Here is a 14,196-nt window from a genome sequence, read left to right as displayed (position 1 = left end):
GTGGCATGGCTTCAGCGGTGACGGGTGAACAGGCCGCCGAGCTGCGGGGATTCAGATCCGTGCAGCGGCTGGCGTACGAGTGCGCGGAGGCGGTGGCCGCGCGCCTGCGGCCGGGTGTCACGGAGCGCGAGGCGGCGCGGATGCAGCGCGACTGGCTGCGGGCGCGCGGGGTGCGCGACTGGTTCCATCTGCCCTTCGCCTGGTTCGGGGACCGGACGGCCTTCACGGGGTTCCGGATCCCGCTCCAGTTCTTCCCCACCAACCGCAGGCTGGCGGAGGGCATGCCGTTCATCCTCGACATGGCGCCGGTCCACCGGGGTTTCACCGCCGATGTCGGCTACTCGGGCTGTCTCGGCCCCGGCCCCCACCCGCTGCACGACAAGCTGCTCGCCGATCTTCGGGCCCACCGCGACCTGTTGCTGCGCGAGGTGCGCGAGCGGCGTCCGCTGCGGGAGATCTACGAGGACGTGGACCGGCTGATGGTGCGGCAGGGATACGAGAACAGACACCGGGCGTACCCCTTCGGTGTGATCGCCCACAAGATCGGCCGGGTGAAGGACCGGCGCTGGTCGCCTCATGTCCTCGGGTTCGGCACGCAGGCGCTCAAGGGCCTGGCGAGCGACGCGCTGCACGGGCACCGGGACGGCTGGTCGCCGCTGTGGAGCCCGTACGAATTCTCCGACCACCCGCCGAGACCGGGGCTGTGGGCGGTCGAGCCGCACCTCGGATTCCGGGGCACGGGCGCCAAGTTCGAGGAGATCCTGGTGGTCACCGACTCCAAGGATCCGGCTCAGAGCGCGTTCTGGCTGGATAACGATCTGCCGCATGTGCGGCGTTGGGCGGAGGGAGCGTGATGTCGATTCAGTCAGTTCCGGGGCCGGCCGGGGCGCGTGAGCGCCGGGTGCGCACGGGCGGGATCGAGCTGTGCGTGGCCGAGTTGGGTGACCCGGCGCGGCCGACGGTCCTGCTCGTGCACGGCTATCCGGACAGCAAGGAGGTCTGGTCCCAGGTCGCGGAGCGGCTCGCCGACCAGTTCCATGTGGTGCTGTACGACGTGCGGGGGCACGGCGGGTCGACGGCGCCCGAGCCGCTGCGCGGCGGCTTCACCCTGGAGAAGCTGACGGACGACTTCCTGGCGGTCGCCGACGCGATGAGCCCGCACCGGCCGGTCCATCTGGTGGGGCACGACTGGGGGTCCGTGCAGGGCTGGGAGTTCGTGACCGTACGGCGCACGTCGGGCCGCATCGCCTCCTTCACCTCCATGTCGGGGCCGTCGCTGGACCACTTCGGGCACTGGATCAAACGGCGGATGTCGCGGCCCACCCCGCGGGCGGTGGGCCAACTCCTGGGCCAGGGCGCCAAGTCCTGGTATGTGTACATGCTGCACACACCGGTCCTGCCCGAACTCGCGTGGCGCGGGCCGCTCGGTCGGCGGTGGCCGAAGCTCCTTGAGCGGTTCGAGAAGGTGCCGTCGAGAAGCGCGGAAGCGGCCGACGGCTATCCGACCGCCTCGCTGCCGGACGACGCCGCGCACGGCGCCTGGCTCTACCGGGACAACATCCGCGCCCGGCTGCGCCGCCCGCGCGCCGACGCCCACGCGCACGCTCCCGTCCAGCTGATCACCCCGACCGGGGACGCCTTCCTCTCCGAGCGGCTCTACGACGACCTGGAGCAGTGGGTGCCGCGGCTGGTGCGCCGTACGCTCCCCGCCAAACACTGGGTGCCGCGCACGCGACCGGATCAACTGGCCTCCTGGATCACCGAGTTCGTCATGGCCCACGAACCCGGGCCCGGGCCGGAGAGCGGGGCCGACGGCGCGGCGGTGGCCGGCCCGGCCGGCAAGGCGCGCCGGGAGAGCCGGGCGCGGGAGCTGGTGGCGAGCGGCCCCTACGGGGAGCGGTTCGGCGGGCAGCTCGTGCTGGTGACCGGCGCGGCGAGCGGTATCGGGCGGGCCACCGCGTTCGCGTTCGCCGAGTCGGGCGCCCGCGTCGTCGCGGTCGACCTGGACGCCGAAGGGGCCGCCAGGACCGCCGAGATGGCCCGGCTGATCGGCGCGCCGCAGGCGTGGGCCGAGACCGTCGACGTCAGTGACGAGGAGGCGATGGAGAAGCTGGCCGAGAAGGTCGCCACCGAGTACGGCACGGTCGACGTCCTGGTGAACAACGCGGGAATCGGGCTCTCGGGATCGTTCCTGGACACCACGAGCGAGGACTGGAAGAAGGTCCTGGACGTCAATCTCTGGGGCGTCATCCACGGCTGCCGGATCTTCGGCGGGCAGATGGCGGCGCGCGGCCAGGGCGGGCACATCGTCAACACCGCGTCGGCGGCGGCCTATCAGCCGTCGCGGGCGCTGCCCGCCTACAGCACGTCCAAGGCGGCGGTGCTGATGCTCAGCGAGTGCCTGCGCGCGGAGCTGGCCGGACAGGGCATCGGGGTCAGCGCCATCTGCCCCGGCTTCGTGAACACCAACATCACGGCCACCGCGCGGTTCACGGGAGTCTCGGCGCGGGAGGAGATACGGCGGCGGAAGAGAAGCTCCCGGCTGTACGGGCTGCGCAACTACCCGCCGGAGAAGGTAGCCGACGCGATCCTGCGGGCCGTCGTCCGCGACGAGGCCGTCGTGGCGGTCACTCCGGAGGCCCGGGGAGCCCGGCTGCTGTCCCGTTTCGCGCCCAGGACGCTGCGCGCGATCGCCCGTCTGGAGCCGCCGCTGTGAACGTGAACGCCGGACACGAGGAGAGCGGCGAGGGCCGCCCGGAGAAGGCCGGGGCGGACGACGCGTATGTGATCGCCCCCCGGCGGGTGTCGTTCGACTGGCGCGACACCCCGCTGCACTGGATACCGGGCGAGCCCACCGCCACGCACGTCATCAACGTGCTGCATCTGCTGCTCCCCGCGGGCGAGCGCTGGTTCGTCAAGGTCTTCAAGGAAGCCCTGCCGCTGGTCGACGACCCGCTGCTGTTCAAGGACGTCAAGGGCTTCATGGGCCAGGAGGCGACGCACAGCGTGCAGCACGCGTATGTGCTCAACCACCTCGCGGAGCAGCGGCTGGACACGACGGCGTACACCCGGCACGTCGACTATCTCTTCGAGATCCTTCTCGGCGAGAAGCCGCCGTTCGGGGTGCCGTTGCCCCAGCGGGAGTGGCTGCGCGTCCGGCTGGCGATCGTCGCCGCGATCGAGCAGTTCACCGCGGTTCTGGGGGACTGGGTGCTGAGCGCGGAAGCGCTGGACCGGGCGGGGGCGGACGAGGTGATGCTCGACCTGCTGCGCTGGCACGGCGCCGAGGAGGTCGAACACCGGTCGGTGGCCTTCGACATGTACCAGCACTGCGGTGGCCCCGATCCGGTGCGCTACGCCCGCAGGCTGGAGACGATGGCTGTCACCGCTCCGGTGATGCTCTGGCTCTGGGGGTGGGGAGCGGCGTATCTGATCCGGCACGATCCGCGGCTCGCGGGCCGGCTGCGGTACTCGCTGCGCGAGCACAACCGCGCCGTGGCCAAGGGCCTGTTGCCCACCTGGCGGGAGCTGGGCTCGGCGGTGCCCCGGTACTTCCGGCGGTCGTACCATCCCTCTCAGGAGGGTTCGCTGCGCAGGGCCGTCGACTACCTCGCGACCTCGCCCGCGGCCCGCGCGGCGGCCGGGGCGGTCGGCCGCGCCGCCCTGGGGTAGGCCGGGGGCGGTGGGAGGAGTCAGGGTGTCAAAGACCCCGGAGGGTGGGCGGTACCGGATCGAGGACCTGGCGCACGCGAGCGGCGCCACGGTCCGGACCATCCGCGCCTACCAGGACCGCGGGCTGCTGCCCACCCCGGAGCGGCGGGGCAGGGCCAATGTGTACGGGGACGCGCATCTGGTCCGGCTGCGGCAGATCGCGGACCTCCTCGACCGGGGCTACACCCTGGCCTCCATCAAGGAGTTGCTGGAGGCGTGGGACGCCGGGCGCGGTCTCGGCGGGGTGCTCGGCCTGGTCGCCGAGGTGCACGGGCCGTGGACGGACGAGCGGGCCGCCCGGATCACCCGCGCGGAGCTGGACGAGCGGTTCGGCGGCTCCCCCGACGATGCGGCGCTCGCCGAGGCGGTGGAGCTGGGGGTGCTGGAGCGGGTCCCCGGGCGGGCCGACGAATTCCTCGTACCGAGCCCCCAAGAGCTGGCGGTGGCAGCCGAGTTGTACGCGGCGGGGGTGCCGCTGACGGCGATCTCCGCCCATCTGCGGGAACTTCGCGGTCAGGTCGAGCACATCGCCGCGCGTTTCCTGGAGTTCACGACCGAGCACGTCTTCGCGCGGTATCTCGGTCATCGCCCGCCGACGGACGCGGATGCCGCCGAGGCGGCGTCGCTCGTACGACGGCTGCGGCCCCTCGCGCGGCAGACCGTCGACGCCGAACTGGCCCGTGCCATGCGGCTGTTCGCGACCCGGCATCTCCAGCGGCACCTGATGGCCGGGGAGAGGGAGTCGGCGGGCGCGGAGACCCGTTCCGTACGGCTGCCGGCCGAGACGATCGACGCGGTCCAGGGGCTGGTTGGCGAGGAGAACGTCGCGGCGTTCCTCGCGGCGGCGGCCGAACGGGAGCTGGGCGCACGGACGTTGGACGCACTGGCCGCAACCCACAGACAGAACGCCCAACTTGACCAAATGGGGTAATCCAGACGTCAGTTGTCCACAGATTCGCCAAATGACCTGTGGATAACCCGAGTTGACTGTGGATCAAACATTTCAGCACTGATCGTTTTGGATCGGATCGAAATGGGTGGCGACCACCCGACGCCACCGGGCACGCTGTGCGCATGACCGAAAGACGAACACCGGGCGCGGGAGCGCCCGCGCCGGAAACGCCCGCTCAGGGAGCGCCCGCGCCGGGCAGGCCCCACGAGCGACGCACCGTGAAGGTGTCGAAGTACCTGTCGAGGCACCTGCGCCACCAACCCGAGCGGATCGGCCTCACCCTCGACCCGAACGGCTGGGTGGAGGTCGACGCGCTGCTCCGCGCCACGGCCGACCACCGCTTCCCGATCACCCGCACCGAGCTGGACCACGTCGTGGCCGTCAACGACAAGCGGCGCTTCACCATCGAAGGCGGCCGGATCCGCGCCAACCAGGGCCACACCGTCGAGGTCGACCTGGACCTGCCACCGGCCGAGCCGCCCGCGTACCTCTACCACGGCACCGTCGCCCGCGGCCTCGACGCGATCCGCACCGAGGGCCTGCGGCCCATGAACCGCCACCACGTCCATCTCTCCGCCGACCGCGAGACGGCGACCCGGGTCGGCGCACGCCGCGGCCGGCCCGTCGTCCTGCCCGTGGACGCGGGCGCGATGCACCGCGACGGCCACGTCTTCCGGGTGAGCGTCAACGGCGTCTGGCTCGCCGAGTCCGTACCGCCGCGCTACCTCCGCCTCAGCGGCTGAGCTGCGCGATCCCCTCCGTGGCGATCCGCTCGAACAGGGCCGGATCCATCGCGAAGTCCGAGTCCGGGATCGGCGCGTGGACCACGATCTCCGTGATCCCCAGCTCGAAGTGCCGGCCCGCGAAGTCCACGAACGCGTCGAACGAGTCCAGCGGACGCCCCGGCGTGAAGCCGCTGAGCAGGATCTTCTCCACACCGGCCGGCTCACGGCCGATCTCCTCGCACGCCGCGCCGAGCCGGCCGATCTGCCCGCGGACCGCCTCCAGCGACTCCTCGGCCGTGCCCGACTCGAAGAGCTTCGGGTCCCCCGTCGTCACCCACGCCTGGCCGAGCGCCGCGGCCAGGCGCAGCCCGCGCGGCCCGGTCGCGGCGACGGCGAACGGCAGCCGCGGACGCTGCACACACCCCGGAATGTCGCGGGCCTCGACCGCCGAGTAGTACGTCCCCTCGGCCGTCACCGCGTCCTGCGTCAGCAGCCGGTCGAGCAGCGTCACGAACTCCCCGAACCTGTCGGCCCGTTCACGCGGCGACCAGGGCTCCTGCCCGAGCACCACCGCGTCGAAGCCCGTCCCGCCGGCCCCGATCCCGAGGGTGACCCGGCCGCCGGAGATGTCGTCCAGCGAGATCAGCTCCTTGGCCAGCGTCACCGGATGCCGGAAGTTCGGCGACGTCACCAGCGTGCCCAGCCGCAGCCGGGTGGTGGCGCCGGCGGCGGCCGTCAGGGTCGGGATCGCGCCGAACCAGGGAGCGTCCCGGAAGCTGCGCCACGACAGGTGGTCGTACGTGTACGCCGCGTGGAAGCCCAGCTCCTCGGCGCGCGACCACTCGTCGCGACCGCCCTCGTGCCAGCGACGAACGGGAAGAATCACAGTGCTCAGACGCATGGGCCCGACCCTACGGCCCACCTCTGACACCGTGCACGGCAGGAGGTCCGGCCCCATGGCGGCCCCATGGCGGCTCATGGGCGTGAGGGCGCTCACATGTGCGTTCGTCCGCGCTCACGTGCGCATCCGTGCGGGAGAATGGGCGGGTGACCTCAGCTAGCGAGTCCCCGCTTCCCGCCCGCCCCCGGCTGATCGCCACCGATCTTGACGGAACGTTGCTGCGCGACGACAAGACCGTCTCGGAGCGCACCGTCGCCGCGCTCGCCGCCGCCGAGGAAGCCGGGATCGAGGTCTTCTTCGTCACCGGGCGGCCGGTCAAGTGGATGGGGGTCGTCAGCGACCATGTGCACCGGCACGGCCTCGCGATCTGTGCCAACGGAGCCGTCGTCGTCGATCTGCGCGGCGGCGGGAAGCTGCTCAAGGTCCGCGGCCTGGACCGGGCCGCCGCGCTCGACGTCGTGACGGCCTTGCGGGACGCGGCACCCGGCACGGTCTTCGCCGTCGAGGAGACGCTGAGCTTCGGCTACGAGCCGCGGTACCCGCCCTTCCAGGACGACCCGGGCACACTCGTCGCCGCGGCGGAGAAGCTTCTCGAAGAGGCGGGGGACGGCGACGGCGACGCGGTGGTCAAGCTGCTGGCGCACCACCCGAGCCTGACACCCGACGGTTTCCTCACCCTGGCCCGTACGGCCGCCGGGCATCTCGCGTCCTTCACCCGCTCCAGCCCCACCGCGCTGCTCGAAGTCAGCGGCCTCGGGGTGAGCAAGGCGAGCACGCTCGCGCTCTGCTGCGCCGAACGCGGCATCTCCTCCGACGAGGTCGTCGCCTTCGGCGACATGCCGAACGACGTGGAGATGCTGGGATGGGCCGGTACGTCGTACGCCATGGGCAACGCGCACCCGGACGTGGTCGCGGCGGCGTCGGGGCGCACCGTGGCGAACAACGACGACGGGGTCGCGGTGATCATCGAGCAGTTGGTGGCGCGGGCGCGGGCGCAGGGCACAGCCTAGAGCGGGGCCTGCCAGATCACCGTCGTACCTCCGCCGTCCTCGCCCAGCCCCGGCCCGACCTCGCTCGCCCCGCCCAGCGACTCGGCGCGCCGCCGCAGGTTGCGCAGCCCGCTGCGCCGGCCGCCCGCCGGGATGCCCACGCCGTCGTCGGCGACCGACAGCCGTACGGCGGGCGTGCCGTCGGGCAGTGCGGCGCTCGCGTCCACCGTGACCTCGATACGGGAGGCCCGCGCGTGCCGGAAGGTGTTGGAGAGGGCTTCGCGCAGCGCCGCGATGAGGTTCTTGCCGGTGAGTTCGCCGACGGCCGAGTCGACCGCGCCGACAAAGCGGTGGGTGGGCTTGAAGCCGAGCGGCACGGCCGCCATGTTGATCTCCCGCAGTACCCGGGTGCGCAGCCCGGACGGCGCCTCGGCCGGGCCCTGTTGGAGCGCGAAGATGGCCGTGCGGATCTCCTGGATGGTGATGTCGAGTTCGTCGACCGCCCTCCCGACGCCCGTACGCACCTCGGGCACGTCCGACTGCCGCTGCGCGGTCTCCAGCGTCATCCCGGCGGCGTACAGGCGCTGGATGACCAGGTCATGGAGGTCGCGGGCGATCCGGTCGCGGTCCTCGAACACCGCGAGCCGTTCCCGGTCGCGCTGTGCCTCGGCCATCATCAGCGCGAGGGCCGCCTGTGAGGCGAACTGGGTGGCGAGGGTGCGTTCCGACTCGCTGAAGGGGCGGGCGCCGATGGCACGCGGTGTCACGAGCACGCCGAGCACCCGGCCGTCGCTGTGCAGGGGCAGCAGCATGCTCGGGCCGTAGCGGGCGGACAGGGGGGAGAGCAGGCGCGGGTCGGTGCTGGAGTCCGCCACGTACACGGACTCGCCGGCCAGCAGCTTCGCGACGACGGCGCCCTTTCCCGACAGCTTGGTGCCGATGGACGCGTCCGGGGTGTCGGACGAGACGGCGACGATCTCCAGTCCCCCGTCGGAGGTGGGCAGCAGGACGAAGCCGGCGGCCGAATCGGCGAGTTTACGGGCCTGTTCGGCGACGACGGTGAGGGCGTGGTGGGTGTGCGCGGCGTAGTCGGCGTGCGGGGAGGGCGGGGCGTGCGCGGGGGCGGGGGCGTTGCTGTGGTCGGCGTCCTCGCCGGAGAGCAGGGCGGTCGTGACGGCGACCGAGCCGTCGATCCACCGCTCGCGCTGCCGGGCCGCCTCGTACAGCCGCGCGTTGCCGATGGCCAGACCCGCCTCGGTGGCGAGCACCCGCACCATGTGCTGGTCGTGGTCGGTGAATTCACCGCCGTCGTGCTTCTCGGAGAGATAGAGATTGCCGAAGACCTCGCCCTGGACGCGGATGGGGACACCGAGGAACGTCCGCATCTGCGGGTGGTGCGGTGGAAAACCGGCCGCGCGCCGGTCGGTGGTGAGATCGGCGGTACGCAGGGGTTCGGGGTGGCGGATCAGCTCGCCCAGCAGTCCGCTGTGGCCGTCCGGACGGCGGCCGATCAGACGCGCGTCGTCCTCACCGACGCCGTAGGTGACGAACTCGCAGAGGCCGCCGCCCGCCTCGTCGACGACGCCGAGCGCCGCGTATCGGGCGCCGGTGAGCCGGGCCGCCGTCTCGCAGATCCGGTCGAGGGTGGCGTGCAGTTCGAGGCCGGTGCCGACGGAGCGCATGGCTTCGAGCAGCTGCGGGACCCGGGCGGTCAGCTCGGTGGACAGGCCCTGGAGACGGCGCGCGGCGCCGGGATCGTCCTCGGGGCGGTCCTGGGGTTCGGGCACTGTCATGCCCTGACCCTAATTAGTCCTATTTCATATGGAAAGTCGGCCACTGGGCACGGGTTCGCTCACGCCGGTTGGTCGACCAGCGCGACCGGACCCCGCTCGCGCTCCAGCATCGTCCGCAGTGGCCCCGCCACCGCGGCCAGTTCGGCGTACGGACCGCGCTGCGCCACCCGCCCGTCGTCGAGCACGATCACTTCGTCCACCGCGTCGAGCCCCCGCAGCCGATGGGTGATGAGCAGCGTCGTACGCCCTTGGGTCACCGCCAGCAGGTCCGCCGTCAGCGCGTCGGCCGTGGGGAGGTCGAGGTGTTCGGCGGGCTCGTCCAGCACCAGGACGGGGAAGTCGGCGAGGAGCGCGCGGGCCAGCGCCAGGCGTTGCCGCTGGCCCCCGGAGAGCCGCGCGCCGTGCTCGCCGACGAGGGTGTCGAGGCCGGCGGGGAGCGCGTCGACCCAGTCCAGCAGGCGGGCGCGGCGCAGGGCGTCGCGCAGGTCGTCCTCGGTCGCGTCCCTGCGGGCGAGGGCGAGGTTCTCGCGTACGGAACTGTCGAAGAGGTGCGCGTCCTGCGCGCACAGCCCGACGAAGCGCCGCACCGTGTCGCCGTCCAGCGCCGCCGCGTCCGTCCCGCCGAGCCGGACGTCGCCCTCGCTCGCGTCCAGGAAGCGCAGCAGCACCTGGGCGAGCGTCGTCTTGCCGGCGCCGGACGGCCCCACGACGGCCACCCGCTTCCCGGCGGTCAGCGTCAGGTCGACGCCGCTGAGCGCGTCGCGCTCCTGCCCCGCGTACCGGGCCGAGAGCCCCCGTACCTCCAGCGGGAACGGCGTCGCGGGAGTGGCGGCCGGCCGCTCCGGTTCCCGTACGGGAACGGGCGCGTCCAGCACCTCGCACACCCGCTCGGCGCTGCGCGCGGCCCGCTGCCGGTACTGCACGGCCAGCGGCAGACCGGCGACCGCCTCGAACGCGGCGAGCGGGGTCAGTACGACGACGGCCAGCGCGACGCCCGCCAGCCGCCCGTCGTGCACGGCGCCCACACCGGCGTACGCGGCGGCCGACACCGTCAGCCCGCAGATCAGCGCGGACAGGCCGCCGCCGACGGCGGTGGCGGTCGCGCCGCGGGCGGCGATGGCCGTCAGCGCCGCGTCGGCGTCGCGGGCCGCGCGGATACGGCTCCTGAGGGCGCCGGAGACGGTCAGTTCGGCGCAGCCGGCGAGGAGTTCGGTGACACGGGTCGCCAACAGGCCGCGTGCGGGGGCGAGTCGGCGCTCGGCGCGGCGCGCCCGGGCGCCGCTCAGCAGCGGGACTCCGACACCCGCGGCGAGCAGCCCGGCGGCCAGCACCGCGCCCGCCTCGGGCAGCAGCCAGCCGGTGAATCCGACGGCGCCGACGCCGACGAGCACGGCGGAGCCGACCGGCAGCAGCCAGCGCAGCCAGTAGTCCTGGAGCGCGTCGACGTCGGCGACGAGCCGGGAGAGCAGATCACCGCGCCGGGCCTCGCGCAGCCCGGCGGGGGCGACCCGTTCGAGCCGCCGGTAGACGGCGACCCGGAGGTCGGCCAGCATCCGCAGTACCGCGTCGTGGGACACCAGGCGCTCGGCGTAGCGGAAGACGGCTCGCCCGATCCCGAAGGCGCGCGTCGCGGTGACGGCCACCATCAGATACAGCACGGGCGGCTGCTCGGACGCACGCGAGATGAGCCACCCGGACACGGCCATGAGCCCGACGGCGGAGCCGAGGGCCAGGCTCCCCAGCACCAACGCCAGCACGAACCGCCCGCGCAGGGCGCCCACGGCGGCGCGCATACGGGCGAGGGGTCGGGCACCGGCCCCGGCGCCGATGCCTGGGGCTTCGCCCCCGGGCGGAAGCGCGGCGGAGCTGCCGCCGGGCGCCTCCCAGCCGGTGCCGGTGCCGGTGCCGGTAGGGGTCCGCCCGGAGTTCCCGGCATCCGCCGCCGCAGGCTTCGTACCGAACCGCTCGGCGGACACTCCGCCAGGGCCGACAGCAGGCCCCACCCCCGCACCCGACGGCCAGGCCGCGGCGTCGCCATCAGCGGCCGCGCCCGGCCCCCCGCCAGGACCGGCTTCGGCCGCGCCAGCCGTTCCATCCGTGCCGAACGGCACGGCAAGCACCCCATCCGGACCGACAACGGCAGCGGCCCCCGCCCGCCCCGCACCGGACGGCCAAGCGCCGGCGGGCGCTGTCCCGAACCGCTCGGCCGACTGCCCGCCGATACCGCGAACCGCCCCGCCGCCGCCCAGCTCGATCACCCGGTCCGCCACCGACAGCAGCGCCGGGCGGTGGATCACCAGGACGACCGTGCGGCCCACCGCCAGTCGGCGGACCGCGTCCACGATGCCCGCCTCCGTGTCGCCGTCCAGCGCCGCCGTGGGCTCGTCCAGCAGCAGCAGCGGGCGGTCCGCGAGGAACGCCCGTGCCAGGGCGAGGCGTTGGCGCTGGCCGGACGACAGCCCCGCGCCGTCCTCGCCCAGTGGCGTGTCCACGCCCTGGGGGAGCGCGGTCACGAAGTCGTACGCCCCCGCCTCGCGCAGCGCGTCGTGCACGGCGGCGCCGGACGCGTCCGGGCGGGCCAGGCGTACGTTCTCCGCGATCGTCCCCGCGAAGAGGTACGGGTGCTGCGGCACCCAGGCGATCCGTTCGCGCCAGCGGTCGAGGTCCAGGGCGGACAGGTCGGCCCCGCCCACCCGTACCCGGCCCTCCGTGGGCGCGGTGAATCCGAGCAGCACGTTCAGCAGCGTCGTCTTCCCGGATCCGCTCGGGCCGACCAGGGCGACCGTCTCCCCCGGTTCGACCACCAGCGTGGCGGCGTCCAACGACGGCCCCGTGCGGCCTTCGTGGCGGACCGTCACACCGTCCAGCTCCAGCCGGAGCGAGTCCGGCACATCGGCGGTGCCGCCCGAACCCCCGGCGGCGTCGGTCTCCAGCACCGCGAAGATCTCCTCCGCCGCCGCCAGCCCCTCGGCCGCCGCGTGGTACTGCGCGCCCACCTGCCGCAGCGGCAGATACGCCTCGGGCGCCAGGATCAGCACCACCAGCCCCGTGTAGAGGTCCAGGTCCCCGTGGACCAGCCGCATCCCGATCCCCACGGCCACCAGCGCGACCGACAGGGTCGACAGCAGTTCCAGCGCGAAGGACGACAGGAAGGCGATCCGCAGCGTACGGAGCGTGGCCCGCCGGTACTCCGAGGTGATCTCCCGGACCGACTCCGCCTGCGCCTTCGCCCGCCCGAAGACCTTCAGCGTGGGCAGTCCGGCGACCACGTCCAGGAAGTGCCCCGACAGCCGTGACAGCAGTTGCCACTGACGGTCCATCTGGGACTGCGTGGCCCAGCCGATGAGCACCATGAAGAGCGGGATCAGCGGCAGGGTCAGCACGATGACGCCCGCCGACACCCAGTCGTCGGTGACGATCCGCGCGAGCACCGCCACCGGCACCACCACCGCGAGTCCGAGCTGCGGCAGATAGCGCGCGAAGTAGTCGTCCAGCGCGTCCACACCGCGGGTCGCGAGCGCGACGAGCGAGCCGGTGCGCTGGCCGCTCAGCCAGCCCGGCCCCAGTTCGGCCGCCCGCTCCAGCAGCCGCCCCCGCAGCTCGGACTTGACCGCCGCGCTCGCCCGGTGCGCGGCCAGTTCCGTCAGCCACGCGACCAGTCCGCGCCCGACGGCGACCGCGCCCAGCAGGAGCAGCGGCGTACGGAGTCCGGAAGCCCCGAGTCCGCCCTCGAACGCCCCGACCACCACCTCGGCGATGATCATCGCCTGGGCGACCACCAGCCCCGCACCGGCCAGTCCCAGGACCACCACGGCCACCAGGAAGCGCCGGGTGGCCCGTGCGTACCGCAGCAGACGCGGATCAATCGGTTTCACGTGAAACACCCGTCCAATCAGCCCAGGGTCTAGGGCGTGTTGCGAAAGTAGCGCCGTCCGCCCGAAGGGCGGGGCCGACGGCGTCTGGTGCGTGCGATCGCAAGGCGGAGGATCGTTCTCGTACTGGACGTACTTGGATGATTCCGACAACGCGGCGAGTGTGCGTGCCAGGCGTCGTCGGCCAGGCGGGACTTTCGCAACACGCCCTAGTGCGCGTCCGCGATGTGATGCGTGCCGATGCGCTTGCGGAAGACCCAGTACGTCCAGCCCTGGTAGAGCAGCACCACGGGCGTGGCGATGCCCGCGCACCAGGTCATGATCTTCAGGGTGTACGGCGTCGACGACGCGTTGGTCACCGTCAGATTCCACTGCTCGTTCAGCGAGGACGGCATGACGTTCGGGAAGAGCGTCAGGAAGAGCATCGCGACGGCGGCCACGACCGTCAGCCCGGAGAGCGCGAACGACCACCCCTCACGCCCCGCCCTGATCGCCACGATCGCGCCGACCAGTGCCACCACCGCCACGACCATCGCGCCCAGGCTGGCGCCGTCACCGTTGTCGAGCTGGGTCCAGCTCAGGAACCCGAGCGCCAGCACGGCCGTCAGCAGGCCGAGGCCGAACGCCTGCTTCCGCGCCCGCGCCCGGATGTCCCCCACCGTCTTGAGCGCGGCGAACACCGCCCCGTGGAAGGTGAAGAGGGTCAGCGTCACGAGCCCGCCGAGGATCGCGTACGGGTTGAGCAGGTCGGCCAGGTTGCCCACGTACTCCATCTCCGCGTCGATCTTCACGCCGCGCACGATGTTCCCGAAGGCCACGCCCCACAGCACCGCGGGCAGCAGCGAGGTCCAGAAGATCGCGTGTTCCCAGTTGCGCTGCCACCGCTCCTCGGGCCGCTTGGCGCGGTACTCGAAGGCGACACCGCGCACGATCAGGCAGACCAGGATGAGCAACAGCGGCAGGTAGAAGCCGGAGAAGAGGGTGGCGTACCACTCGGGGAACGCCGCGAAGGTCGCGCCGCCGGCCGACAGCAGCCACACCTCGTTGCCGTCCCAGACGGGCCCGATGGTGTTGATGAGGACCCTGCGTTCCTTGCGGTTCCGGGCGAGCAGTTTCGTCAGGACGCCGATCCCGAAATCGAAGCCCTCAAGGAAGAAGTAGCCGATCCACAGAACGGCGATCAGTACGAACCAGACGTCGTGGAGTTCCATGACTCACATCAGCTCCTCAAGTCCTCAAGTCCTCAGTCGTCA

10 protein-coding genes are annotated in these 14,196 nt (G+C 72.7%); 6 read left to right on the top strand and 4 right to left on the bottom strand.

From position 1 onward, the window contains the following. Positions 1-5 precede the first annotated feature (5 nt). The 5 genes from OG700_RS20055 to OG700_RS20035 all read left to right on the top strand — a co-directional run bounded on the left by OG700_RS20055 (position 6) and on the right by OG700_RS20035 (position 5,406). On the top strand, positions 6-854 hold the full coding sequence (locus tag OG700_RS20055; protein ID WP_405615471.1) for a M24 family metallopeptidase: 849 nt from the start codon (positions 6-8) through the stop codon (positions 852-854). After that, positions 854-2,716: an SDR family oxidoreductase gene (locus OG700_RS20050; protein WP_405615469.1), complete on the top strand. Its 1,863-nt coding sequence runs from the start codon at positions 854-856 to the stop codon at positions 2,714-2,716. The genes OG700_RS20055 and OG700_RS20050 overlap by 1 nt, the downstream gene beginning before the upstream one ends. Positions 2,717-2,784: 68 nt before the next feature. Then, positions 2,785-3,672, top strand: a complete 888-nt coding sequence (locus OG700_RS20045) for a metal-dependent hydrolase (protein ID WP_405621827.1) — start codon at positions 2,785-2,787, stop codon at positions 3,670-3,672. Positions 3,673-3,697: 25 nt separating this feature from the next. Further along, the gene (locus tag OG700_RS20040) at positions 3,698-4,642 is read left to right on the top strand and encodes a MerR family transcriptional regulator (protein ID WP_405615467.1); all 945 of its coding nucleotides are present in this window, start codon (positions 3,698-3,700) and stop codon (positions 4,640-4,642) included. A 143-nt stretch (positions 4,643-4,785) separates the two neighbouring features. Beyond that, positions 4,786-5,406, top strand: a complete 621-nt coding sequence (locus tag OG700_RS20035) for an RNA 2'-phosphotransferase (protein WP_405615465.1) — start codon at positions 4,786-4,788, stop codon at positions 5,404-5,406. On the opposite strand, the gene OG700_RS20030 is transcribed toward OG700_RS20035, so the two are convergent. Further along, entirely contained in the window at positions 5,396-6,289 is an 894-nt protein-coding gene (locus OG700_RS20030; protein WP_405615463.1) for an LLM class flavin-dependent oxidoreductase, read from the bottom strand. The genes OG700_RS20035 and OG700_RS20030 overlap by 11 nt on opposite strands. A gap of 146 nt (positions 6,290-6,435) precedes the next feature. Between OG700_RS20030 and OG700_RS20025 the strand changes: the two genes are divergently transcribed. Further along, complete coding sequence (locus OG700_RS20025; RefSeq protein ID WP_405615462.1) at positions 6,436-7,299, top strand: HAD family hydrolase; 864 nt, start codon at positions 6,436-6,438, stop codon at positions 7,297-7,299. Here the strand turns inward: OG700_RS20025 and OG700_RS20020 are convergent. The 3 genes from OG700_RS20020 to cydB all read right to left on the bottom strand — a co-directional run bounded on the left by OG700_RS20020 (position 7,296) and on the right by cydB (position 14,154). Further along, the gene (locus OG700_RS20020; protein WP_405615460.1) at positions 7,296-9,071 is read right to left on the bottom strand and encodes a GAF domain-containing sensor histidine kinase; all 1,776 of its coding nucleotides are present in this window, start codon (positions 9,069-9,071) and stop codon (positions 7,296-7,298) included. The genes OG700_RS20025 and OG700_RS20020 overlap by 4 nt on opposite strands. A 59-nt stretch (positions 9,072-9,130) precedes the next feature. Further along, the gene (gene cydD / locus OG700_RS20015) at positions 9,131-12,946 is read right to left on the bottom strand and encodes a thiol reductant ABC exporter subunit CydD (protein ID WP_405615457.1); all 3,816 of its coding nucleotides are present in this window, start codon (positions 12,944-12,946) and stop codon (positions 9,131-9,133) included. A 206-nt stretch (positions 12,947-13,152) separates the two neighbouring features. Continuing rightward, positions 13,153-14,154 (bottom strand): cytochrome d ubiquinol oxidase subunit II, encoded by a 1,002-nt coding sequence (gene cydB, locus OG700_RS20010; RefSeq protein WP_405615454.1) that lies wholly within the window; start codon positions 14,152-14,154, stop codon positions 13,153-13,155. Between the last annotated feature and the right edge of the window lie 42 nt (positions 14,155-14,196).

The sequence above is a fragment of the Streptomyces sp. NBC_01508 genome (assembly GCF_045040315.1).
In the GTDB taxonomy this organism is placed as follows: Bacteria; Actinomycetota; Actinomycetes; order Streptomycetales; family Streptomycetaceae; genus Streptomyces.
Note: the sequence above shows the minus strand (reverse complement) of the source record. Positions and strands in the feature narration are given on the sequence as shown.